Here is a 23,453-nt window from a genome sequence, read left to right as displayed (position 1 = left end):
TGTCCGGATAACTCGCTTAGGTGGAAAAGTGCCAGTACAGGTTAAAGTGTGTTGGTTACTGAAATATAGGCCCTCTCGCGCCAGAAATGTTGAAAGAAGTACAGAAAGAAGTTATTGTTGAATTCACCATCCATGATGTCAAATGCAACCTAGCAGATGGGGGAACAGATCGAAACCACGGTTATTGATGAGCGAGTGAGTGGGGAAGTGATGGGTCCCTCTCAGAAAGGGTATATGGAAATGTCAATGATTGGTGCATTGAACGAGCATCTTTCAGATAAAAGAGAAGCAGACCCTGTGAGAATGTCAATAGACATACACAGAGTCATTCATGCTGATACTGGAGCGATCGACGAGTTTGATACTGATGGAACAGGCGACTCATCATCAGACACTAAAATTTACTAGCGATTTCTCTGTCTGAAATGTTAGCAGCAGACATTGTGTAGCGCTCTAATACCGCTCCAGAGACACTAATGCGAAAGCGTTCGCTATCCAATTCCAGTAGATATGAAGGGGAAGTTCACTACATCCTGTATCGCGTTTAGCGTGAAAACCTCTACGACACACTTTACCATCTGTCACTACTTATTTATGTCCCTAATCTCAAATAATGTAATATGTTTGGAAAAAGTGAGATTGAGAAAGCACAGGAGATGAAGAACCGAGTGAAACCAGGTGTTACTGGCGCCGGTGAAGCGTGTGAGACTTTTTCTGAAACACGTAAAGCGATTGATTTACTCCAGCATACTAATCCAAAAGTGCGCACGTGTGCTGCTCAAACGCTGTACTACGTATCCAACAGGAGCGAGACCTCGTATAAGAATGTGCGAGGATGGGAAGATCAACTTATCAAACACCTCGATGATGGCAATGAGGAGGTGACACGGCGGATTCTTGGAGCATTATGGAGTATCGGAGTACAGGAACCGGACCGGATACGTGATTACCTTCCAGCATTCGCCAGTAAGCTCGAGGCCCCATCGGAAAAGGTCCAGTATCAGGCAGTACTCGCTATGCAAGTAATTGCGTACACCCACCCACAGTATGTCGAAAAACACCGTGAGAAGCTAGGGCGCATTGCCGATCGCGGAAATAGTGCAAGTGCTGCTGCTGAGTTGGCTATTGAAATTATCAATGCATCGACTGTGAAAAAATGCCCCAAATGCGGGTCTTTAACGTTTGATTCCGAGGAGCAATACTGTTCTAAGTCTGGCAAGTATTCTTCAGGTTGTGGTGTTGCTTACGAAGTGATTAGGACTGAATCAACAGGAGGGAGTTCGAGTTCAAACACGGAAATTTGGTCAAACGATCCGGCTTCGGACACGGAAATTTATCGGAAAGAATGAAAAAAGAGTCTGATAAACAAGAACTCACGGTACCGTCTATTTAAGCCAGTTTGAGGAACGAGCAGGTCGTTGAGTGTGTTTGGGATGAAGCTCGCAGACCTGCTCAGCGGGTGCTTTGCGGCGGATTTAGAAGAAACTTGGGAGCGTGAGCGGACAGCGACGCCCGTCAGGGCGTTTGCTGTCCAGCTCCACGCGACCGGATGTTCGCTCAGAGAAATAAAATAGATTCTTCGATACCTCAGCGTTGAACGCTCGCACCAAGCTGTTTGGCAGTAGGTACATCGGCTTGCTGACAGCGGTCACAACCCGTCTGAGGCGAAGCCGAAGCGGGTTGCGGTCGATGAGACCGCTGTCAAAATCAATGGCGGGTGGTCTTGGTTGTACGCCGCAATAAACATCGAGACAAAGCTGATTCTTGACGTCGAGTTGTTTGGACGGCATGGTTCCGACCCGGCTGCTGCGTTTCTCCACCGACTCTCGGAGAAACACGATCTCTCAGACGCTGTGTTTCCCGTTGATGGCTACGGTTATCAGACTGCCCTCTTTCGATTAGGATTGGGCGGTCGGCTTGACTACGTCGAGCGAAACCTCATCGAAAAGTGGTTTCACACCCTCAAAATGCGAGTCGACCGCTTCCATAATTCGTGGGTGGGCAGTCACGGGAGCGTCCGCGAGTGGCTTATACAATTTGTGCAATACTACAACTTTCAAAGACCGCATCAAGCGCTCGATGGACGAACCCCAGTCGAGGAGGTTACTAACTAGACAGTGCCGTTCGAAGTAATCAGACTAATTGTGGGGGAGATCACTAGGTTGAGCTCTGGTAGTTGTCGAGGTATTGGTACCTTTTCCTGACAACATTGTCCTACTCAGATTTAAATTACAAAGATATCCTTGTAATATGTCTAAGGAATTATATTCTAAAATTGCATATTGAAACTAGATACTATTGGTATATCTCTGTTGGCCATACCCAGGTTTCGGTCGTAGACGTCCGGATTGACTAGTTCACAGCAGCCGAGAGATTCTATACAGCGTCGAGTGCTGGTAGACGGTGAATCCGCATATGGAGGGGTAGCCGTGGCTGATTTTTTAACTCGAGAATCTGATTTTAGACTTCTGGCCGGACGAGATTGGAGAAATCCAGTTCGCCACTACTGTCGTACAGGTCTTCGAACGGCGGAAGGATGTGGGGCGAGGTTGCTGACCAATACGACGATGTGTCGGAACTACTCGTCGGCTGAATTCAGTTGTTTTCCGAAGCGGACCGCCCGGTATATCCAGCGCTGGATACATAGGCTTGGTCCGGTGCTCCGCTTGTGGGATTGAAGAACGAGCGGATGCGCTCGTATGTGCCCATCATGGTCACGTCAGTATCTTTAGGGAGGTGCTTGATGTACTCAGATCTGAAGTTGTCGGGTAAATATTATTTTCTCCACAATGGCTTTGTAACCCCCTTCACGTCTTACGATCTGCTGAGAGGCTAGCTTCAAACCGGATCGACGAAATCTGGTAGAAAGAGTAGCCCTTTACAATGTCAACGCTGAAGATTTCAACAGAGCCTCCACAGTATCAATCATCTCGTCCAGATCAACGTTTAGCGTTATAATTTTCGCCGCATTGGGACAGTAGCTCGATTTTTTGTTAGAATTTGTTCCCACAGTAACCACAAAAATGGAATTATTATTTTTACTTTCTGAATATCTCTGTGGTCCTATTGATCGCAGTGGACGAGGCGCTCGCTGTACCATCACTAGTTTTTCCCTCCTCCCCGTTTTTTCGCGTCTCACTTGTGCTCGAGTCTGGGACAGCAGGGAAATATATCACCGTCAGTATTGTACGCGTAGCGAACGCTACAATAACAGCAATAAAAATGATGGTCATAAAATTTGATAATAATCCTGCGAAAGCGAATAGGCCGAACGCAGGGAAGAGCGCAAACAGAAGGTTTCCATCGTAACCGGATGGTTGAGATGGACTAGAGACCTCATAGAGTCTTATTTCAGCACTTCCGACAGTCGAAGTTATATACTTTATCCTAGTATCTTTGCTTTGCATTAAAAGTAATATTATCAAAACAAACATAAATATAAAATATATTAGGTATTCAAAGCCTTTCAAGACGCCCGCCAGAACAGAAATATCTGTCATCTCTCCTCGTTCGATCTCAACTGCCGCTGAACTCGGTGAACGACCAACCAGTCCGAATCCATCAACGGCAGTGTACACATCCGAATATATTCCCTGTGCAGGAGTATCAGCAAGAACGAGAAGCAAAAAAATCCCCACAACAATATAGACAATCCGAATCGGTGAAATCCTGAGCGTAACCATAGTGAATCTATAATACTACTATAACTACATAAATTGGATGGACAGGTACTGTCTAGTTAAGCGAATTCGGTCGTGTGAGTCGCTCTCGGTGTCAGTCTCCTGCAGACGTCGCTCACGCTTTTCCGAATCGTCCGCGAGAACGAATCGCCTCTCCGTCTCGCCGATGTGATTCTCGAAGAATCGAGGCACGAACCCCCTGTTGGTTCCCGACGACTCGTATCGAACATCACCCGTTTCGAGGTTGAGAACCGCGTTTAGTCGGTCTGGCTGAGCGACTAACCACGGATGGCTCCGTGTAAAAGAAAGCGTCACCACCAACCGTATACTAGAGCACTTCGCGACCAGTCATGCGGTCGTACCCGATGACGCTGGTCTCGTCAAATATTCATATCCGATTCTCGGTCATCTCGTCGAGTGCAGCCGGTACATCAGCGAGTATGAGTGTTCTCACGTTTCGCCGCTCTCCACATCGATGTCCGGTTTCTGCGTGGGCGAGACTTCGGTGTTCGCTGGGTTCGAGATCACAGTAGAACTGAGCACAAAGAATATAGCTGGCAAGTGATAGAAACTATATATGGGTTCAGTTGAATGTGTGCGGCCCGACTGCGACGAGACGTTCGACGGAGCGAAACACGGGGGCTCTTGTCCGGAGTGTGGCACACCCCACCCCGACGTCACGCAGAACACTAACTCCGGTGACAGCAACGGCGGCGGCGGTGGCGGTGAACAGACCACACCCACGGCGCCGGAGATAGCCTGCCCTGACCCGAGCTGTGGCGGTGTCATCTCTCAGGGTGAAGGCTTCTGCTCTGACTGTGGGTCGGGCCGCGACGAGGAATTTTCCGACTCACTAACCTGTCCGAACGGGCACGAGGTCGACCAGTCCGACCAGTTCTGCTCAACGTGTGGGGAGCAGGTCGATACCGGAGGGTCGAACGGTGGCGACACGGCCCCGTCGGTCGCGCTCGCTATCGGGTCCAGCGAGTACGGCGTCATCACCGACGGACAGAACACCGTGAACGACGACCAGAAGAGCCCGGATGTCTTCGGCACGGATGCACGGCGTGCCGCCCAGCAACAGGGTGTGGACCAGAATACTGCCCTGCAGATCCACCGCGACTACCTCGCGTTCCGTGTCGACGGCGATACCTGCTACGTCGAGAACCAAGGACGCAACCCTACAAGATACAACGGGGATGACTTCCCGCAAGGCGAAGAACGAGAACTCGCTGACGGCGATACGATCGAACTCGGGGCGGGCGCTGTGACGGCCGAGGTTGTGATGAAGAACTAGCCGACCGACGCCTCGGTCTCTCCGTCTGTCCGCCCAAGAGTGCCCGCGGAACTCCTGGGTGGGTGACCTCGTGGCGCCCGCGACTTTCGATCTGTTTCTTCGTCTGCCATTCGAACCTGTCGAGCCAAAATGATTAAATAATTGGAATGATAAATCTGCGATAGAATGACGATCACAATGAACGTCGACCTTGACCGTCCGTACGTGCCAACCGACGAACGGTCGACCGTCTTCACCGAAGTCGATATCGACCCCGGGAATCAACCCGGGACTGCCGCCCGACAGATCGTCATCTGCATCGACCGTAGTGGCTCCATGGGCTCGGTTTTTACTAGTGGCACCACGGAGAAGATTGAGCAGGCGCGGGAGGGGGCCAAGAACGTGCTCGGCTTACTCAACGACAATGACCACCTCGGAATCATCTCCTTTTCGAGTACGGCAGAGGTGGAACAAGACATCGCGAAGTTCAGTAACCTTGACCTTGACGACGTCAGAGGCCGCATCGATCGGATCGACGCCTCAGGCGGGACGGACATTTACGGTGCACTTGAGAAGTCCCGAGATATGCTCCTCAACCTCCCAAGTGGGCAGACAACGACCAAGCGCATCCTGTTGCTGTCTGACGGTAGTGACAACGACAAGGAAGCACCCGACTTCGAACCCCTAGCTACTGAGATTGGGGACAAGGGCATCTCTGTCATCTCTGCGGGGCTGGGCGATGGTTACGACCAGCCGACGATAAAGACTATCGGCGAGGACTCGCAGGGCCGGTGGGACCATGTTAGTGGGGCCAGCGAGGTGCTGAACTTTTTCGGAAAGTCGATCGAGGACGCCGGCAAGACCCGGATCAGCAACCCGCAAGTTCGTATCGAGTCCGTAGCGGGCGTCGAGGTCATCAAGGCCTGCCGACGGCGCCCGCAGGTTCAGGAAGTCAATCTGCAGGGAGGGAACGGCACCTTCGCCGTGGCGCTCCCAGACCTACTGAACCGCCAGCAACAGCAAGTGATGTTCAAACTCGAAGTGCCAGCCCGGTCCGACGGAACGGTCAAACTCGGAGACGTCCATCTCGACGCAGGCCAGGAATCGGTGTCGTCAGACCTGGTTATCGATTACACCGGGGACACGTCGCTGTTGCAACAGCGCAACCTTGGCGTCTGGGCACGGTTCCAGGACGCCGACGCCCGCACCGTGTTAGCGGGTGCAGACACGCAGGCGGCAATCGACGAGGCGAGGCAGAAGACGGAACTCATCGAAACCGTCGCCGGCGACACGCAGATTGCCTCGAACCTCCGGACCAGCGTCACGAACGTCGAGAACGGACAGAACGACCCCGAACAAGCGAAGAGGTCCAAACAGAAAGCGACGGAAGTCCCCGACGAGAACCAGTTCAACTGACCACTACCGGCATCACACAATGGGCATCACTCCATCGAAAGGCTCCCGTCTCGGGAACTACGTACTGAAAGACCAACTCGGCGTGGGCGGGTTCGGTAACGTCTGGCTTGCCGAGGATACCACCACCGGTGACCAGGTGGCCATCAAGATCCCACGGTACGGCCAGGTCAACGAAACCATCCTAGACAAGTACGTCAGCCGGGAGGAGCAGGCGCTGTCCAAGATCCGTCAGGTCGGTGGTCACCCGAACCTGATGAACCTCATCGACACGGTGACACAGAACGGTAGTCTCTGTTTGGTCGTCGACTTCGTATCTGGTGACGAACTTGGCGACGTCGTCGAACGGAACGGCGGCCTCCCGGTGGAGAAGGCGCGACAGATCGGCATCGAAATCTGCGATGCGGTGTCGTTTCTCCACCAGCACGAGCTGGTCTACCGGGACCTCAAGCCGGACAACGTCATCCTGGACGGGCTGGACAACCCGACGGTCATCGACTTCACCACGGTCAAGGAGGTCGATCTGGCGGCCATCTCCCCGACGAAACAAAACGGAGGCTCCGGCGTGGTCGACCCGACCGACGTCGGCGGCTACGAACAGTTCAAGCCCCCGGAGATCGTCAACTCGGGACAGGGCGACCAGGGTCCCTGGAGCGACGTCTACTCCCTCGGGAAGACGATCTTCTTCATGCTCACGAACCAGGATTTCGGCACGGACGGGTTACGACCCAGCGACGTGGGGTCGACCTCCTGTCCGGACTACATGGACGAGATCGTCGCCCGGGCCACGGCCACGGACCCGGACGACCGGTACAGCAGCGCGACGGGGCTGAAACACGCTCTGGAACGGCAGGACCCGAGTCCGCCAATCACCGCCAAACTGTTTGAGGTGGGCAACGGCACGTACGACATAAAGGACGGACACACCATCGGCCGTGACGAGGATCCGCCGACGAACACCACCGTCTCCGCGGAGTACGTCTCGCGCGTCCACTGTCGGCTCTCGCGGGACGCCTCGGGGAACTGGTGGCTCGAAGACGAGAGCACGAACGGGACCTACCTCAACCCCTCCGGCGACTCGTCCGACGGCGACTGGGAGTGGCTATTGTCGCCCGACGGGCAACAGCGGTATCGGAGCAAAGGTCGGACCGTTGAGGCGACGACGGATTCGAAGCGCCTGACCCCCGGCGACACCTTCGTTCTGGTCGACCCGAACTACGACGAGAGCCCGTGGTTCATTTTCCAAGGTGAGAACTAACATGTACTACACGAGCAGCTGTGACATCGGCAAGCGCAAGAGCGAGCAAAACGAACGGCTCCCACCGGCCGAAGCATACGTCAACGAGGACAGCGTGTCGGTCCTCTCGTTTACGGACAACCACCGGGACACTAACCGCGAGGTTGGCCTGTTCGTTTTGGCCGACGGTGCCGGCGGTGAAGACGCAGGTGACGTCGCGTCGTACCTAGCGACGTCGACCATCAGCAAACACCTCTCTGAGTACGTCGTCGACCGACTCGCCGGCAATCCTGACGGGGTTGGCGTCGACTTTCCGGAGAGGATCCTCGACACGGGCGACGAGCGGTCTCCGACCGCGGCGATCGACGACGCCGTCCAGGCCGCACAGCGACGGATCATCGAATACGCGCGGGCGTCGGAACCGGACGATGTCGACCCGAACAACCCGTTCCGCGCGTACACGACGGTCGTGGCGGGGATCTACGACGGAAATCGCCTCCACTACGGCTGGGTGGGCGACAGTCGGGCGTACGTGGTCAATACGGCCGCGGAGCGCATCTCACCGCTGACGAAAGACCACTCAGAGGTCCAGCAGCTCCTGGACGCAGGAGCCATCTCCGAGGTCGAAGGGATGGTTCACACGAACAGCAACCTGATCCAGCGAGCGGTCGGCGGCACGTCACTGAGCGACCCGACGGACGGCGTCGAAGTCGACACCGACTCGGTGTCGCTCTACGAGGACGACGTCGTTCTGTTCACCAGCGACGGCCTGATAGACGCCTATCCCGACATCGACTCCCTCAACCGCCAGTATCAGGCGGCGTACGGCGACCAGGTCGAGGACGTCGCCCAGACGATCCGCGAGACGGTCGTCACCGACGACGACATCCGGGAGATTGTGGTCTCCAGTGACTCCCTCGACGCGGCCGCCGAGCGGTTCATCGAGTTCTCCAACGAGAAGGGCGGGAAGGACAACATCGCCGTGATCCTCGCGTCAGGGTCGGACCTCCCGCCAACGCCGGAGGACCTGCCCGCGCGGGGATTCGAGGAGTCCGCCGAGGCCGACCCCGCGGCCGACGTGGCCCAACGGGAGACGACCATCCTCACCGCAGAGGACGAGACCGCCGGCGCGACGGAGAGTCAGTCGGATCCGGCGCCCGACTCCGCCGGTGATTCGACCGGGGAGAGCGGTGGCTCCGACGAGGCCCCACAGGGAAACGGCTCGCTCGTGCGCTTGGCCTCTGTCTCCGAGTCGTACGTCGTCGCCGACGGTGAGACCATCGGCCGGAGCAGACGCGCCGACGTCGAAGTCGGCGCCTTGACCGATGCATCGCGGGTGCACGCGCAGGTCTCCGTCACGGACGACGGCGTGGTGTTTCTCGACCGATCGATGAACGGCACCTACTACTGCCACTCGTCGAACGACGAGTGGGAACGGGTACGGGAGACGGAGACGCCTGTGTTGCGCGACGGCGACGTCATCGCTCTCGGCGACGTGGCCGAAGAGAACGTCTTTACGATCGAGTTGTGACTCCGCTCCCGAGTCCGCACATCGATGGACACCGAGCCAATCCACGTTGAGACGCTGGTTCACCACTTCGTCAACGAGGTTCGGACGGACCACGGACTCTCCGAACTCGCGTACGACAAGGACCTCGAGCGCATCGCCCGCGCCCACAGCGAGGCCATGGCGGACCGTAGGTTCTTCTCACACACGACGCCCGACGGCCGTAGCGCCTTCGACCGATACGTCTCTCACGGCTACTGGTCGTCCACTCAGCGGCGACGCCGGTGTGGCGAGAACATCTCCCGCCGAACCTTCCGTCTCTCCCGGATCGAAGGCGTCTCCGAACGACGCCGAGCGAGGGCCGTGACCGAACTGGCCCGAACCGTGGTCGACGGCTGGATGGGCTCCGCGGGACACCGGCGGAACGTCCTGGGACAGAAGTGGGAACGCGAGGGTGTCGGTGCTGCCATCGACGCGTCGGGGTCCGGGTCGGACACGGTCCGGCTGTACGTCACCCAGAACTTCGCCTGAGCGGGCTTCGCGGCCATCGTCTATCCAGGCGCGCCCGGTGGTCGGTGGTACGCACACCGCCGGTGGACAGGTCTCCGGGGCGCCCGTGCCGCCCCCGAAAGCCGACCCGTCTCCGGCGTCAATCAGGAGACTCGGACGACCACGGTGGCCGTGCCGGCGAGTTCTAGCTCCGCGCCGTTGCTTACCTCCCGCGGTTCGCCGTCGGAAATGTCCACGCCGTTCACCGTGGTTCCGTTCGAACTGTTCAAGCCCTCACCTCGACGGTTCCCGGGGATGGCACGCTGACGTCCAGGTGGGTTCCCGAGATGTACTGCCGGTCTTGGTCCGACACCTGGCCGGCGAAGTCGTTCCGACCGACCTGCGCCGACTGCCCGACGGTGAGGTGTTCGGTGACCGACTCGCCGCCGACGACGTCGAGTTCGACGGTGGTCGTCGGCAGCCCGGTTTCGCTCGACTGTCCGGGCGCGGGCGTCGTCCCCATGCCCGCGTCGTCGTCTTTGATCACCGTCCCCCCCCTGCTGGACGCTCGTATCGCCGGTGATGGTCGTGTAGGTCTGCTTGATGCTCGTTCCGGTGGACTCCGCTATCGGGACCATGACGAGCAACCGGAGGAGGGCACGTTCCAGCTCCGTCGTCTGTGCGTGATTGTGGAATGCCGTGTACACGACAGTTCCCCTAGACACGGGGAACTTGTACGCAAGTATGTCCCCAGTCACTTGGTTTCGAATGAGCGGCTGGCTCCCAGACGGCATTGAGGTGGGCTTGTACCACCCATCGAGGTCGAATTCGAGGTCGATGGTCTGTCGGCCGAGCAGCTCGACCAGTTCGTCGTCTTCGACACTCGCCGTGATGATCTTGCTCTGGGTGTTGGTATCGAAGTTTGCCGATGTGAACTCGGTCAACAGTTCGCCGGCGTAGTCCGATATGAGCGCCGCGCTCCCCTCAGAAATGAACTCTTCGAAGGCGGCCAGCGAACCACCGCTGACCCCGGAAGCCAGCCCCTTCACAACGTCACCGAGGGACGACCCGGAGCCCGCTCCGAGTTCCTGGAGCACACTCATTGCCGTGCTTGCGGCGTCGTTTCGCCACTTCTGGTGGCAGTTCACCATGAGGATGGATTGCTCCGCGTTGCTCAGGTCGACCGCGGAGAGAGACGAGTGGTTCACCCCGAGATTGGTCAGTATCTCACCCATGTCGTCGTACCCGGCCTCACTCACGTATACTGGTGGAAGGTCGGCTCTGTTTAGTCAACTAGGCACGGGCGAGAGTTGTCGACGTGTGGATAAATAAGGCTCTGTTGAAATCCTCAGAGAATTACAGATTCGAGCGGTAGTTTGACCGAATGCAGGCCCTCCCAAAGTCGCAGTTGCTTCGGTTCGTTGAGCAGGCGTATCACTTGGCTCGTCGTGCGGTTGCTCGCTACTCGTCGAAGTTCTCGAAGCAGCGGTACACACTTCACCAGCACATCGTTTTGCTCTGTCTCAAGGTACGAAAGAATACGACGTACCGGATGCTTCTCGACGAGCTGATCGAGATGCCTCGGATTCGAAGCGCCATCGATCTTGAGGAACTCCCATCCCCCTCGACGTTGTGTAAGGCGTTCAATCGCCTCGATATGGCGGTTTGGCGCGTCCTGCTCAACCTCTCAGTCGCACTCCTTCCGACCAACGGTGTCGTCGGGATTGATGCCTCGGGGTTCGACCGGAGTCACGCCTCGAAACACTATACAAAGCGAGCGAAGCTGACGATTCAGCAGTTGAAAGTCACGCTTCCTGTGGACACAAGGTCGAACGCGATTCTCGACGTACACGTAACGACGACACGAAAACACGACTCGAAGATCGCGCCGTCGCTCATCAAGCGGAATACCGACGAAGTAGCGATTCTCCTCGGTGACAAGGGGTACGATGACCAGAAGATTCGTGCATTAGCTCGTGAAGATGATATTCGTCCGGTCATCAAGCATCGAGAATTTTCGCCGCTCCACAAGGCGTGGAACTCCCGGCTTGACGCTGACCTCTACGGGCAACGTAGTCAGAACGAGACGGTGAACTCTCGTCTCAAACGGAAATACGGCGCATTCGTCCGCTTACGACGCTGGTGGAAGCAGTTCCGTGAACTCGTTATTGGCTGTCTCACCCACAACATCGACAAGACACTCTGAACATTCTACAGAGCTGGCACACTAATCAGGCCGTCGAGATTGTACGACTGTTTCGACTCCAGAGATAACGAGAAGGAGGCTACCACCAACTGCAACCAAATTAACTGGTCTGTTTTGTATCTCTGGCCCAAGTGGGTTCTGAAATGCACCAGTAATTCCGAGAAGAGTAAGACCGACTGCGCCAAGAATGAGAGTCCCAATCCCCCACTTGAGTTGGTCGTTCATACTCGGAAGATGCTATCGGATAAATAAAAAACTGTGCCAGAATCGGCGATTGGTTCGCAGTTCTACCCAACAACTGCTTCAGAGAGAAAGGTGTCGATCCAATAGGACTTCAACAGAGCCAATTTTTCAAAACCGCAGCGGAACCTCTCATGGGAGTTGGCCGTGAGACACTTTTCGGCTTCGACGACGCAATGGGACGTCCACAATGGAAATTTACCGGTAGTGGCTTCTCACGCATGATGACTGGAAGCGAACGGGTCATCTACGGCAACTACCTCCTAGACAGAGATACCGGATCAGTCGAGAAGTATCTAGACGACGGAACGCTCCATGTCACGTCTGCCGGTGCGCTGTACGCCGCCGGACCGACGCTCACTGCCTACGCGCTGGGGCCGGAGTCGACGTTCGGATCCGGACAGAGCAGGCAATCCAGTGACACGCAAGTGTACAGGGGCGGAGCGACCGACCCGCCCAAGACGAACGTCTACGACGGTACGCCTACCGAAACGGCACCGTCGGATAGTGGCGTCGACATCTCATTCTGCCCGTCCTGTGGAATCAGCCTGGAGGAGTTCACCTCGGTTTCCTTCTGCCCAAGTTGTGGAACCGAAATCTGACGCCACTGGTGCTGCGTAGTCTCCCGCAGAAGGGGGCGTTACATGGGCCGCTGGCGGCTACCAACACTGGACTGCCGCAATCTTTGGCCATACTCACAGCGTGGTCCGGGCAGCACTCGACAGAGTGTGGTGGTCTCGAGTCGAGAGCGACCGGCAATCAGTCTCTAGTAATAGACTGGTGACCCCCCGCCGTTCAACGTTCCACCGCTTACACGCACGTCTACTGGTGCGTCTCCGCCTCCCGACTTGGGCGAGGAACGGAGTCTGTGTGTTCGCTTCTGAGCGTACCGCGTCCCGATGTCGCGACGTTGTAGTCCGCATTCACTTCGTGCCCACACTTCTGGCATTGGAAGTGTTCTTCATGGAGCTTGGCCTCATGTGTGAACCCGCAATCCATCCGAGAACAGCATTGAGAGGTGTAATTTGGGCAGACCTGCTTCACGGAAACACCCTGTTCAGGGGCTTTCTACTCGACGTACTTGAACAGGCGTCGGAACGCCCAGACGTGGTGCCACTTCGCCTGTAGGAATTGTTCACGGATTTCAGTCAACTCCTCGAACACCGTTACGTCGCAGTCGTGTTCAACGGCTTCGGTGACGGGTTCGTTGGCGACGGTGTGGATGTACTGTTTCCGCCATGTCTCTTCGCGCTTGCCGAAGTGAATCATTGTGCGCGGCTTGCGTGCCGCGCTATTGTATCTCACCGCGTCACTTCTCGAACTCACGACACCAGTGGTGGTAGTCGTCTCCTTGCCAGAAGCGTTCAGTAGAAGAGACGGTGAGACTGTTAACGCCGAGGTCGATACCGAAGACTCTTTGATGCTCAGTATCTTCTGAATCCTCTGCTTCGTCACCGTCGTCCTCTTCAGATTCGCACTTCCGTGTGGTGATATGGATGTAGAATACGTCGGCAACTGCGTCCTACTGGAGCGTGCTCGCACGGAGCTTGAACTCTTCTGACAGCACGTACCGCTCGTATGATGTTGGACTGTCAGAGAGAAGTTCGAAGTCACACTCGACACGCCCGTTGACAGTCGAGAGTGAGACTTCGTGCTGGTAGAATGTGGCGCTCCGTATGTCATAAAGCATACTCTACGACGTAAAATCCGGCTATCTGGCTCTGTTGAAATCCTTCAGCGTTGACATTGCAGAGAGCGCTCTTTCTGGCTAGTTTCCGTGAATCACAGTGAAAACTAGTCTCTCAACAAATCGCAAGACGGCAAGAGGGTTTCAACAGAGCCGGCTATCTCACTCGCTTCTCGTTCTTTCACCGTTCGACACATCCTTTGACGGGACAGTGCCCACAGTTGTCGTGCTGGCTTCCCCCCAGATATTATATCCACTGCAGAGATTATTTGTGCCTATATGGTAGCGCCAATTACACAGTGGGACCCAGCACTCTTGCGACAAATTGGTCTCGCCCTCTGTGTCGTCGCAATGACTGTCTTGGGGACGCACCATATCCCGAATCTCAGACAGAATCAGCGGCTTCGATTCCTCCTTAGTGCGTCAATCGTATTGATGCTCTTCGAAGGAATGGATCGGTTTCCCGTTATTACCGAACTCACGACCATTGCCATCGCCGCTGGTGCGGTAGTGATACCGTTGGTAGTGTGTGCACGAACGTTCTGGCTAATCGTTTCAACAGAATAACATATGATTTTCCAAATTAGTGCCATTACAGACCCGGTGCCGAGTACCCTGCCAGTCTGGTTGATTACGCTGGGCATCGAGTCGATGTTCTTGGGAGTCGTCATCAACGCTGTGAAGCAGCAAGGGCTCTACTCACAGTATACTCGGCGTGAACGGCTTGTCGGCGTTCTTGGGCTGGGTTTAGGCTACTTTTTTATTGCGCTATCACTGATCCAAGGCAACTTTGGCCTGTACGGAACCTATCTGTTCATCCTGTTTCGAGCGGTCGAAGGAGCAGCGGCCGTACTCATCTTCGTCCGGTTACTCACGTTCTTCCGCGGTGGGTACTATTCATCAAGTGTATTCACGAAAGTTCGCCACATTCTCGTGGTATTCTTTATAACAACTCTGGGGGTCTCACTCCTCCTCAAAATCCTCATTGACGGGCCCTTCATTGGGAGCCTCTGGTACAATCTCTCGCTTGTGTATACGGTGCTCGTCGTGGTGTTAACGCTCATTTCTGTCCGGTGGCGGCTTCGCAAGGTCCAAGCAGACACGAATCTCGGTGTTACTGGCGGAATCGCGCTTGGAGTCGCCGGCGGCCAAATCTATAGTTTCAGTCTTGCCAGCGAAATTGCGATACTCCTCCTCGGATCGCTGGTGTACACGATTGGATTCTGGAGTGCAGCCAGTCTGCTGTTTTCCTCAGGAATCTGGGGCTTGTTCAGCAGTTCAACCTGCTCACAGTGTGACGCCGACTTGTCACAATACAATGACCCGGAGTTCTGCCCGCAATGTGGAAACTCAACGTGAGGGTGGTGACAGAAATGGGATTACACTAAAGATGCCGCACATGTCTACTGATAGAATGAGCTAGTTATCGGTATGAAATCCGCGAAGTCACTCAAGAAAATAGCTGTGAAGAGTCCACGACAGGTTGGTAAGCCAAAACATCTGAAAGCGGTGAAATGTCATCTCCTTAGCGGGGACGATACTGAACAGATCTATGCGTCCGACGCCGCAGTCAAGCTCGCATATGCTGAGCCACACACAGCTCTCAAGATTCGCGACGCGCTCGAATCTGTGGTAAATATGCGCCCGAATAAAACAGTTGTCGACCGAATCCAACGTGCAATGAGACATATTGATTCGAGTATAACCATGCCCGAATCGGAGTATCCAGCAACTATCGAAGACAATATCGATACTACGAACGAGGACACCAAGCTTTACCGAGGTTTCCGGTCGTCATCCAACATAAACTACTGTTCTGCCTGTGGCACGGAACTGCCCACCTCTGGGCCAGTGAATTATTGTCCGGGGTGCGGGAATCAGATCTCATAGAAAATGTCCGAGAATGTCTACATCGGTCGATCATTTCAGTATGTAACTTCCGTTGGCTGTTCTACCACGGTCTCATAATTGCCATGACATGGAATCTCAGTCATGGTGATATAGTTGACTCCCGATTTGAGCTTCTTACACAAGTCGGGAGTGGGGGGTTTGCAACGGTGTGGAAAGCCCATGATGATTACACTGGCGAGTCTATCGCGCTCAAACTCCCTGATGACTCCTCACATGATCGTTCGGTGGTCGAAACACGGTTTGAGCAAGAAAAGAGCATTCTTAGGTACCTGTCGGGGTCCATGACGGCGTCATGTATCGCCCATCTTGTCAACGCACAATTCACTCGAACAGGCCCGTATATCGCATTGGAGTACATCTCCGGAGGAGACCTCGACGACCTGCGCTCATCGCAGAGCGGAGAAGTGGATACGCGATCCGAGTCGCATCCTCTCTTTGCTGTAGCACAGATGATGGCGTTCATCCACCTGAATCAGATCCTCCACCTCGATGTCAAGCCCAAAAACATCCGTCATCGAGAGGATGGGACGCTTGCCCTAGTTGATTTCAACACCAGTGTCCGAAGCTTCACAGGCGATTCAACGCTGTTTTATGCCGATCGATATACACCGCCTGAGCTGGCACCAACTGACCTTCGCAATGCCGAGACAGGTGCTTGGTCAGATGTCTACAGTGCTGGTAAGACGATTCACTATTTGTTAACGGGGCAGTCATACGACTTGGACGAGACGCCCGCAAGTGGACTTGATCCCCGAAGCGATGGTGCGTCCTGTACGCAGTCAGTCTCTAAGGTGATTCAGTCGGCAACAAAACGTGACCCTGCTGCACGCCCATCAGATGGCGGTGAACTTCTCCAGCAACTGCGAACGGCTGCTGGGCTGTCGAAGCGAACTGCAGTATTGAGGGAGTCACGGGGAGACATTACAGTTGAGATTACGCCAGGGGACAGCGTGGGCCGCCCACTGGGGCAGGAACCCACGCCTGAGATCAAGCTCATAGATGGCCAACAACACATCTCTGAACAGCAATTTCGAATCGAGTGGGATGGTTCTCGGTGGGTGTTGTATGATACCAGTCTAAATGGCACATACATCAATGATGGCACTGGGTGGACGTGGATTCTGAGTGATGAGGGCTATCAACAACAGCTTTCGGCCGGGCGTATCGACCGCACTGCAGACCAACCACACGGAGGTGCAATACTCACCGACGGGACCACGATTTCTCCCGTCGATCCTGAGTACGGGTTTGAGCTCGTCTTTTCGACAGCCAAGTGACTTACTGATTATTGATTGTCTGGGTCGAAGATTTTGGTGGCTTCATCCTTTCTATCGGTGTTGTCCGAATGGATAGCCGTCTCTTCATTAGCGGTGTCACCGCTGTTCATATAGCGGACATCGGTTGCACGCGGTCCCTTCTCGGCTTGTTCGTACTCGAACAAGACGTACCGACCTTCTTCGATACTCCCAATCGAGTGGTCTTTACTGTGGAAGAACACGTCATCTTCAACACTGTCAGTTGAGATGAATCCGTACCCACCAGTCTCATTGTAAAATGTAATCTCACCGGGCAGTTGATTCGGGGAGCTGGGTGGTGTTTCTTGATTCGGTTGATCAGCCGGTTCTGTGATTGTCTTCTCCATGTCGATGACTCTCGGTCCTTTCTCAGCTTGCGCATAACTGAATCGTATTGAGTCCCCCTCTTTGACTGTGGACATTGAGTCAACATCCGCGAGGTGGAAGAAGACGTCTTCTCTGACGTCATCTGTAGTCAAAAACCCGTAATACCCAGTATCGATCAAAAAGTCAACCGTTCCGGTGCAGTTCAGTTGGTTGGCCATCAGTAGGTTAACATATACATTTACTATCTGAAAAGGATACCCCCAAAATACTGTTATGAAAAATCCACCCGCGGACTCTGCTTGGGATACACTTAAGCCGCCCGGTAATTGCTGTACACTCTGGATTTCTCGCCAAATCATGGGACCCCCGGCGTAGTCTGACTGCTTTCACAATCACCAGCAAATACTTCACCGGAAGTCCTATCTGCGACGGGTGAAACCATCGTTAATCCGATATTTTCTCACCCATACTATCCCAGAAACTACTGATGGCGCCATTTCAGATGGCCAACCCAACTCACAGATTTGATGATCCCAAGACGAATCGGTCAACACCCTCACCAACACTCAAGTGGGAACCGTCATTCCACAGCCTCGCCGCTGACAAAGGCTACGACTGAATGGATTTACGCGAGAAACTGCGAGAAGAGGACGTGAGACCGCTGCTTAATCATCGCATCTTCCGGCCAATCAACCACGCGCACAACGCGTGGGTCGATGGGCCTCGCTACCGCCAACGATCGATGTGTGAGACCGTCTTCTTTGAGAGTAGCGTGAGTGCAAACGACCCGATGAGAAATTTGTAGATGTCGATAATCCGACTGTAGTAGTAGTCTGAGTTTGTAGAACTCATATGGTTTAATGTCTCTACTGTTGAATATTCAATTCGGTAGAATAAATCTACATATTGGGGGATTAATCACATAGGAAATTAGTTGTAATATATGCGCTTGTTTCTGGGAAGGTTGCAGAAATATAATCCACATTACAATATCTTCTTATTCTATTCAATTTTATTGACACCCATGCAAAGGTTTGATGTCACAGGGGTATATCAAACTACCCGTCTCGAAGTGAGTAATTTACTGTCAATTCATATTGAAACTTCAGATCCTGCCACTAACGAGCGGTTTTCCTTTGAAATACCTGACGAATACAAAACGCATCTGAGAGAGGGTAGTTCAATAAAAGCTGGACGTGGACAAGTCGTCGAGTTTAGACAGGTCTGGGGAGAAGCGAATAAAGTCAAAATAGAAGACCTCGACACGTCGAAAAAGTACTCTGCAATCACAGACCACGATTTAGACTTAGGGGATAAGCGTCTCTTTTTACAACTCAAAAAGGGGCTCATTCGAAGTAGTTTGTACTATGTCTCAGATGAATGGATACGTACGACGAGCACGGACTCGTCCACAAGCACAACGGAACGTTCGCAGAGTGAGACGCAGAGCTCCAACGAAGCAAATACAGACAACACTGATACTGAACTGTATCAGTCGGATAGTACAGACACGGACATCTACAACTCTGGTGAGCAATGAATCTCCGAGAGAAGACAGCCGGTGGACGATGGCACAGCGCGACCCAAAACGGACAGGTCATCAACCGTTGATGGGAGTCCGCATCTCTCCAGAAAACCGAACTACAATTGACGTCGGTATCGACACTTGGCATGCACCTGTAGTGTCGAAGGATGGAATGGTTCTCGTAGAATCTGGAACATTCTCTGGCAGTACTGAAGTGGACATCAACACTGGAGAGAGAATAACTGACCACGAGTTTGGCAACAGACTCCCTGCAATCGATGAGAACGGCTCTGTAGCTTCGCTAGACGGAACGGCTACAACCGCGTTATTGCCGTAGAATACGAAGAGGCAGATTGCTGTGGTTTCTGAGATCCGCCTCTTCACCCGTAATGCGGTCGCGAAAGCTAAACTAGTTGTCGCTAATCCTGACGAACCTGCCGCCCCCGTAGGGGGCGGCGGGTTCGCCGAATGGGCGATGCTCGCGCTTCATGCACTCCGCATCGAATTCGGGAAATCATATCGCGTGACGCTTGATTGGCTCAGCGAGATGCCCGGTGTTCTCGAAGAACTTGAACTCACACGATTGCCTCATCTCACCGTCTTCTGCCGGTGGTTCGCTCGGATTTCGGCGAAGACTTGGTGTGCGTTTCTCGACGCGCCGAGAAACGCACAGGCCACGCCGCACTCGATTCGACTCGTTTTGACCGTGACCAGCCGAGCAGACACTACGCTAACCAAACGCATTACGACGTTCGGACGCTGAAAGTTACGGCACTCATGGATGTCGAATCGCTGTACGTCACCGACATCCACCTCACGACTACCATGAGGTCCGATTTCCGAATCGGACCGCAGGTCACCCGCCGAAACGCGGCTGACCTGCTCTCATTGGCCGCAGACCGTGGCTACGACGACAAAGCCTTCCGAGACGAACTCCGAGCGAACGGGATTCGACCGCTGATTAAACATCGCATCTACTGGGCGCTCGGTCACGCCCATAACGCCCGCATAGATCGTGATCGGTATCACCAACGCTCAATGGCTGAAACCGTCTTCTCATCAATCAAGCGCACGCTCGGCAGTGCCGTGCGTGCGCGAAGCTGGTGGCTAGAGTTCCGCGAAATCATTCTCAAAGCTACCGTCTACAACCTCAGTACTTCACAAAGCCGCTTAGTTAGAAGGTCTGCTTGCAGAAGGTGTGTCTAAAACCCAACAAGCAGACGGTTCAATCCACGAGGACCTGCTCCTTAACTTCCTCGTCAACGCTCTTGACGAGGAAGTTGCTCTCACTCTCGGTGAAAACGCTGAACTCCATGCTGAAGACCTCTACGAGGTCATCGTCGGCGCCTGCGCCGACGGGACCTCGGTCTCAACCCTCTGTGAGAGAAGCGAAGATGCACCCCACAAAAACTCGGTTCTCTACCATCTTCGCACCAAGTTCGACCTTGAGACGCTCGAACAAGTTGGCAACACGCTCCTCCAGAAGGACGTTCTCGACGTTCTTCCTCAGCAGGTGGAGGTCGTTTCAGACCTCCACCTGCGGCCCTACTATGGAGACGAAGACGGCACCGACGGTCTCTATCACTCCCAAGCGAAGCGTGGAACCACCGCGTTCCACGCGTACGCGACACTGTACGCACGCGTGAAGAACAAACGCTACACGCTGGCGGTGCGCCGTCTCGAAGACGGCGACACCGCCAGCAGTGTCCTCGCAGAGTTCCTCGGTATTCTTGACGGCCTTGACCTCGGTGTCAAGGCCGTCTATCTTGACCGCGAATTCTACGACAGCAAGTGTTTGACGCTGCTTCAGGCGCACAACCACGCCTACGTCATGCCGATCGTCCGCTGGGGACGGACGATCAAGCAAGAACTCTCGGAAGCCTGGAGTCGCGTGATTCAGCACAGTCTGACGGCGAAACTCGACGGTCACAGCTGGACCGTCGAGTTTCCCGTCTACATCGACTGTACCTACCAAAACGGACGGTACGACGACCACGGGGTGGCGCGTCACGGCTACGCCGCTGACGCGCCGTTCATCGACTCACCACGAGACGCTCGATACCACTATGCGAAACGCTTCGGTATCGAGGCGAGCTACCGGCTCTCCGAGCAAACGATTGCGACGACTACGACACAGAATCCGGTCGTACGGCTGTTGTACGTTGTGGTGAGTTTGCTGTTACAGAACGTGTGGCGGTATCTGCACTGGGAGTACGTGGCGACGCCCCGCCGAGGCGGGCGTCGCCTCTGGAAGTGGTCGTACAAGGAATTTACCAACATGATGCGACGGGCAGCGTGGACGGCCCTCGCGGTGCGTCGGGCCGTCCACGCAAACCGACCACCAGACGACCGGTTTACCCGGTAACTCCCGACCGGGCTAGCCAGCGGTGTGAGTGGCGACGCTGTCGCGTCGGCGGCTGACCGCCGCCGACAGCGACAGCTCTCCATCGATTCGTCCATGATTCTCTCGTCGAGACCGTCAGTGCAACTGCTCCGACACAGAACTCAGGCTTCAGAAACAGCTAGCCGAGGATGCTTTGTGAGGTACTGAGTCTGTCAAGGTATAGCCGAACAATATCTACCGAATTTTCAGCGTCTAGTTCGGCTGCGACTGTATTGATGAACGTTTCACGTTGCTTGTAGGCGATTTCCTTGGGGGACTCATCTTCAGTAGCACGTTCAAAGGCAGTTCTGAGTTCAGTTGTCGTGACCGCTGTTTCATCGGCAACCTCCTGAGCTGCAATCAAAGGAGCATTAGCTTCAGCACTGGAGTCTCGGATCCACTCCCAACCCCGAGAGCCGGCTTCGACAGCAATCGCAATGGCTGCACTCTCGATAAAGGGCACTAACAGTTTCTTACTGTCTTCTGCTATATGTACCCAACGGTGATCTAATCGGCATCTATCTTCGAAGATACTTACTTTGAAGCGGTCGGCTCACACTCTAACGACTAAACGCCGTCTCCAACTTCTCATACATCTTTCTCCGCCGAGCCTTCCGCTCTTGCTCCCTAGACAAATAGTTCCGAAGCACAACCTCCGTCGACGAACTACCCTGGTCTTCCGCAACTCCCTCAAGCCCCTCTAGAACTTCTCCAACAGCTTCCTGATACGCCGAGTACCAGAACCGTCGTCCCATCTTCGGCGTGGGTGTATCTCCATCAACAACCACTTCAGCACTGTCAGCAAGTTGTTTGAACCGACGACGTATCGTACTAACTGATACGTGTCCCGTCGACGACGACCGAGACGGAAACAAGTACCCGTTCCAATTCTCACGGTCAGAGAGCGCATCAATCCGACCAGCGACGACGTCGACGCCATACAACAGTGTCACCTCACCGGGACCGTTCTTCCGCTCTCCACCTCCAAACGACAGATGCGGGTCCTCTGCGTCCAAGACCACTTGGTCGACGTGCAACGCGGCAACCTCGGAGGGTCGTAACCCCCAGCCAGCGAGCGCAACGACGAGCAACTCAGCTTCAGGCGAATCCACCTCACTGTAGATTCGACGGACCTGAGAGGCCGACAACGCTTGCGGGTCGGGTTCTCCCGCTTCCCAGCCGAACTCCTCACCGGCCTCCGAGAGCGGGTTGTACTTCGCGTACTTCCGGCGTTTAACGAAGGCGTACCACGCTCTGGCGACGTGCAGATATTCGAGCTTCGACCGATCCGTCGATAGCTCCTCGTCGAACACGTCGAGAACAGCGAGACAGCGCTCGATTTCTCCCGGTTGCTGGTCGAGGTCAGACAGCGGTTCGAGCAACGCAACCGTCCCATGCAACTCTCGATAGGTCCGAACCCACTTCGCCAACCGTGTCCGGTGGGTCTCGACGGTACTCTCCGCCCGTCCACCACGAGTTTGTATCGAGTTGAGGTACACTTCTAGAGCGTTGACAGTATTCTCGTGGTTGACGTCCCATTCCCACTCATCAGAACTCTCGTCTTCGAGACCGACGACATCGACGAAGAATTGCTTGGGTGTGAGGTCGTGGTGCTCACGCAGCGCGTACGCGATTCCGCTGTATCCGTGTTCGGTGAGCCAATCGTAGGTCGGAACGTCGTGGTCCTCGTCGAATCCATCGCGATATCGCTTCGGTGCGATGTCTTGCCAGTAGACGCCGACGAGTTCGTCGAGGCTCATCTGGGACCATTTGTAGCGGCGTTCTCTCGTCTCCTCGTCTGAAGCCGTCTCTTCGACCTCCAAACCCTGGGAGTCGGACTGCTGATTCACGCCTTCTCACCGGAGAGTAACCTGCTCGCTCCGTGCTGAGGTAATTCTGAATCTGAGATTTTCACTGGTCTACGACAATCTCAAACCTAGTTAATACTTTGGCTTATGCGGGAGTGGGACACACACAACGCCGATTAGTAATACAGGGCTGTTATCCTTGCCACACAGCGTATATCTTATGCCGCTATACCAAATCAACAAAAAATTTGGCCACTGGAAAGCGGTGGATGGAGTCCACTTTACGGATTAAGATTATATTGTTGGCATTACTTTGCTTGGAGTAACGGAAAATGAGTACTATATGGACCACAAGGTGGGTGACACTCTATTGATTTGCTCATGAAACGGCGACAAGCTTGTGCCGCACTTGCCGTTGGTTTCAGTAGCGGATGTGTCGGTAGCGTACTTCCATCATCGAAACGCTCCG

General features: G+C 54.7%; 19 protein-coding genes and 6 pseudogenes. 17 read left to right on the top strand and 8 right to left on the bottom strand.

Annotated features, from left to right (window positions below):
- Positions 1–156 precede the first annotated feature (156 nt).
- From C454_RS20190 to C454_RS19625, 3 genes and pseudogenes are all read left to right on the top strand, one after another.
- On the top strand, positions 157–408 hold the full coding sequence (locus C454_RS20190) for a hypothetical protein (RefSeq protein WP_152421501.1): 252 nt from the start codon (positions 157–159) through the stop codon (positions 406–408).
- Between the two features lie 212 nt (positions 409–620).
- Positions 621–1,349 (top strand): HEAT repeat domain-containing protein, encoded by a 729-nt coding sequence (locus tag C454_RS20185; RefSeq protein ID WP_152421500.1) that lies wholly within the window; start codon positions 621–623, stop codon positions 1,347–1,349.
- Between the two features lie 84 nt (positions 1,350–1,433).
- Positions 1,434–2,114: pseudogene (locus C454_RS19625) on the top strand (IS6 family transposase).
- A gap of 924 nt (positions 2,115–3,038) precedes the next feature.
- On the opposite strand, the gene C454_RS20180 reads toward C454_RS19625, so the two are convergent.
- Positions 3,039–3,683 carry a hypothetical protein gene (locus C454_RS20180; protein WP_152421499.1) on the bottom strand — a complete coding sequence of 215 codons (645 nt, stop codon included), beginning with the start codon at positions 3,681–3,683 and terminating at the stop codon, positions 3,039–3,041.
- A gap of 574 nt (positions 3,684–4,257) precedes the next feature.
- Between C454_RS20180 and C454_RS00200 the strand changes: the two genes are divergently transcribed.
- From C454_RS00200 to C454_RS00180, 5 genes are all read left to right on the top strand, one after another.
- Complete coding sequence (locus C454_RS00200; protein WP_152421498.1) at positions 4,258–4,977, top strand: FHA domain-containing protein; 720 nt, start codon at positions 4,258–4,260, stop codon at positions 4,975–4,977.
- Between the two features lie 165 nt (positions 4,978–5,142).
- Complete coding sequence (locus C454_RS00195; protein WP_004971353.1) at positions 5,143–6,372, top strand: vWA domain-containing protein; 1,230 nt, start codon at positions 5,143–5,145, stop codon at positions 6,370–6,372.
- Positions 6,373–6,391: 19 nt separating this feature from the next.
- Entirely contained in the window at positions 6,392–7,627 is a 1,236-nt protein-coding gene (locus C454_RS00190; RefSeq protein ID WP_004971352.1) for an FHA domain-containing serine/threonine-protein kinase, read from the top strand.
- Between the two features lies 1 nt (position 7,628).
- Positions 7,629–9,137: a protein phosphatase 2C domain-containing protein gene (locus tag C454_RS00185; RefSeq protein WP_004971351.1), complete on the top strand. Its 1,509-nt coding sequence runs from the start codon at positions 7,629–7,631 to the stop codon at positions 9,135–9,137.
- 24 nt (positions 9,138–9,161) lie between these two features.
- The gene (locus tag C454_RS00180; protein ID WP_004971350.1) at positions 9,162–9,644 is read left to right on the top strand and encodes a CAP domain-containing protein; all 483 of its coding nucleotides are present in this window, start codon (positions 9,162–9,164) and stop codon (positions 9,642–9,644) included.
- Between the two features lie 122 nt (positions 9,645–9,766).
- On the opposite strand, the gene C454_RS20175 is transcribed toward C454_RS00180, so the two are convergent.
- Positions 9,767–10,861: an FHA domain-containing protein gene (locus C454_RS20175; RefSeq protein ID WP_152421497.1), complete on the bottom strand. Its 1,095-nt coding sequence runs from the start codon at positions 10,859–10,861 to the stop codon at positions 9,767–9,769.
- Between the two features lie 125 nt (positions 10,862–10,986).
- Between C454_RS20175 and C454_RS00170 the strand changes: the two genes are divergently transcribed.
- Positions 10,987–11,808: an IS5 family transposase gene (locus C454_RS00170; RefSeq protein ID WP_004971346.1), complete on the top strand. Its 822-nt coding sequence runs from the start codon at positions 10,987–10,989 to the stop codon at positions 11,806–11,808.
- 21 nt (positions 11,809–11,829) lie between these two features.
- On the opposite strand, the gene C454_RS20170 is transcribed toward C454_RS00170, so the two are convergent.
- Positions 11,830–12,033: a hypothetical protein gene (locus C454_RS20170; RefSeq protein WP_152421496.1), complete on the bottom strand. Its 204-nt coding sequence runs from the start codon at positions 12,031–12,033 to the stop codon at positions 11,830–11,832.
- Between the two features lie 239 nt (positions 12,034–12,272).
- Here C454_RS20170 and C454_RS00165 point away from each other — a divergent pair, with 239 nt between their 5' ends.
- Positions 12,273–12,650 (top strand): zinc ribbon domain-containing protein, encoded by a 378-nt coding sequence (locus C454_RS00165; RefSeq protein WP_004971342.1) that lies wholly within the window; start codon positions 12,273–12,275, stop codon positions 12,648–12,650.
- A 164-nt stretch (positions 12,651–12,814) separates the two neighbouring features.
- On the opposite strand, the pseudogene C454_RS00160 reads toward C454_RS00165, so the two are convergent.
- Positions 12,815–13,741, bottom strand: a pseudogene (locus C454_RS00160) (RNA-guided endonuclease InsQ/TnpB family protein); the annotation flags it as partial.
- Positions 13,742–14,338: 597 nt separating this feature from the next.
- Here C454_RS00160 and C454_RS00155 point away from each other — a divergent pair.
- Both C454_RS00155 and C454_RS19620 read left to right on the top strand, forming a co-directional pair.
- Positions 14,339–15,094, top strand: a complete 756-nt coding sequence (locus C454_RS00155; protein ID WP_152421495.1) for a hypothetical protein — start codon at positions 14,339–14,341, stop codon at positions 15,092–15,094.
- A 614-nt stretch (positions 15,095–15,708) separates the two neighbouring features.
- Positions 15,709–16,923 carry an FHA domain-containing serine/threonine-protein kinase gene (locus C454_RS19620; RefSeq protein WP_081605160.1) on the top strand — a complete coding sequence of 405 codons (1,215 nt, stop codon included), beginning with the start codon at positions 15,709–15,711 and terminating at the stop codon, positions 16,921–16,923.
- Positions 16,924–17,039: 116 nt separating this feature from the next.
- Here the strand turns inward: C454_RS19620 and C454_RS20970 are convergent.
- Together C454_RS20970 and C454_RS20965 are read right to left on the bottom strand one after the other, a co-directional pair.
- Positions 17,040–17,219: pseudogene (locus tag C454_RS20970) on the bottom strand (cold-shock protein); the annotation flags it as partial.
- 87 nt (positions 17,220–17,306) lie between these two features.
- Positions 17,307–17,486, bottom strand: a pseudogene (locus C454_RS20965) (cold shock domain-containing protein); the annotation flags it as partial.
- A gap of 371 nt (positions 17,487–17,857) precedes the next feature.
- Here C454_RS20965 and C454_RS19610 point away from each other — a divergent pair.
- The 5 genes and pseudogenes from C454_RS19610 to C454_RS00140 form a co-directional block, all read left to right on the top strand.
- A pseudogene (locus tag C454_RS19610) lies at positions 17,858–18,064 on the top strand (IS5/IS1182 family transposase); the annotation flags it as partial.
- Between the two features lie 228 nt (positions 18,065–18,292).
- Positions 18,293–18,808: a hypothetical protein gene (locus C454_RS20165; RefSeq protein ID WP_152421494.1), complete on the top strand. Its 516-nt coding sequence runs from the start codon at positions 18,293–18,295 to the stop codon at positions 18,806–18,808.
- A gap of 70 nt (positions 18,809–18,878) precedes the next feature.
- On the top strand, positions 18,879–19,130 hold the full coding sequence (locus C454_RS20160; RefSeq protein ID WP_152421493.1) for a hypothetical protein: 252 nt from the start codon (positions 18,879–18,881) through the stop codon (positions 19,128–19,130).
- A gap of 21 nt (positions 19,131–19,151) precedes the next feature.
- Positions 19,152–19,999, top strand: a pseudogene (locus C454_RS19605) (IS5 family transposase).
- Complete coding sequence (locus C454_RS00140; RefSeq protein WP_004971333.1) at positions 19,992–21,158, top strand: ISH3 family transposase; 1,167 nt, start codon at positions 19,992–19,994, stop codon at positions 21,156–21,158. Before C454_RS19605 ends, C454_RS00140 begins: the two are co-directional and overlap by 8 nt.
- A gap of 157 nt (positions 21,159–21,315) precedes the next feature.
- Here the strand turns inward: C454_RS00140 and C454_RS20155 are convergent, their stop codons facing one another.
- Positions 21,316–21,639 carry a hypothetical protein gene (locus C454_RS20155; RefSeq protein WP_152421492.1) on the bottom strand — a complete coding sequence of 108 codons (324 nt, stop codon included), beginning with the start codon at positions 21,637–21,639 and terminating at the stop codon, positions 21,316–21,318.
- A 97-nt stretch (positions 21,640–21,736) separates the two neighbouring features.
- Complete coding sequence (locus tag C454_RS00135; protein ID WP_049904862.1) at positions 21,737–22,936, bottom strand: tyrosine-type recombinase/integrase; 1,200 nt, start codon at positions 22,934–22,936, stop codon at positions 21,737–21,739.
- Between the last annotated feature and the right edge of the window lie 517 nt (positions 22,937–23,453).

This window comes from Haloferax gibbonsii ATCC 33959, from assembly GCF_000336775.1.
Taxonomy (GTDB): Archaea; Halobacteriota; Halobacteria; order Halobacteriales; family Haloferacaceae; genus Haloferax; species Haloferax gibbonsii.
The sequence above is the reverse complement of the archived record's forward strand: the minus strand, read 5'-3'. Positions and strand labels throughout refer to the sequence as shown.

Excerpts from the sequence above, each read along its gene's own strand:
- C454_RS20190 (WP_152421501.1), top strand. The coding sequence starts at position 157 with ATGGGGGAACAGATCGAAACCACGGTTATTGATGAGCGAGTGAGTGGG.
- C454_RS20185 (WP_152421500.1), top strand. The coding sequence starts at position 621 with ATGTTTGGAAAAAGTGAGATTGAGAAAGCACAGGAGATGAAGAACCGA.
- C454_RS20180 (WP_152421499.1), bottom strand. The coding sequence starts at position 3,683 with ATGGTTACGCTCAGGATTTCACCGATTCGGATTGTCTATATTGTTGTG.
- C454_RS00200 (WP_152421498.1), top strand. The coding sequence starts at position 4,258 with ATGGGTTCAGTTGAATGTGTGCGGCCCGACTGCGACGAGACGTTCGAC.
- C454_RS00195 (WP_004971353.1), top strand. The coding sequence starts at position 5,143 with ATGACGATCACAATGAACGTCGACCTTGACCGTCCGTACGTGCCAACC.
- C454_RS00190 (WP_004971352.1), top strand. The coding sequence starts at position 6,392 with ATGGGCATCACTCCATCGAAAGGCTCCCGTCTCGGGAACTACGTACTG.
- C454_RS00185 (WP_004971351.1), top strand. The coding sequence starts at position 7,629 with ATGTACTACACGAGCAGCTGTGACATCGGCAAGCGCAAGAGCGAGCAA.
- C454_RS00180 (WP_004971350.1), top strand. The coding sequence starts at position 9,162 with ATGGACACCGAGCCAATCCACGTTGAGACGCTGGTTCACCACTTCGTC.
- C454_RS00170 (WP_004971346.1), top strand. The coding sequence starts at position 10,987 with ATGCAGGCCCTCCCAAAGTCGCAGTTGCTTCGGTTCGTTGAGCAGGCG.
- C454_RS20170 (WP_152421496.1), bottom strand. The coding sequence starts at position 12,033 with ATGAACGACCAACTCAAGTGGGGGATTGGGACTCTCATTCTTGGCGCA.
- C454_RS00165 (WP_004971342.1), top strand. The coding sequence starts at position 12,273 with ATGACTGGAAGCGAACGGGTCATCTACGGCAACTACCTCCTAGACAGA.
- C454_RS19620 (WP_081605160.1), top strand. The coding sequence starts at position 15,709 with ATGACATGGAATCTCAGTCATGGTGATATAGTTGACTCCCGATTTGAG.
- C454_RS20165 (WP_152421494.1), top strand. The coding sequence starts at position 18,293 with ATGCAAAGGTTTGATGTCACAGGGGTATATCAAACTACCCGTCTCGAA.
- C454_RS20160 (WP_152421493.1), top strand. The coding sequence starts at position 18,879 with ATGGGAGTCCGCATCTCTCCAGAAAACCGAACTACAATTGACGTCGGT.
- C454_RS00135 (WP_049904862.1), bottom strand. The coding sequence starts at position 22,936 with ATGAGCCTCGACGAACTCGTCGGCGTCTACTGGCAAGACATCGCACCG.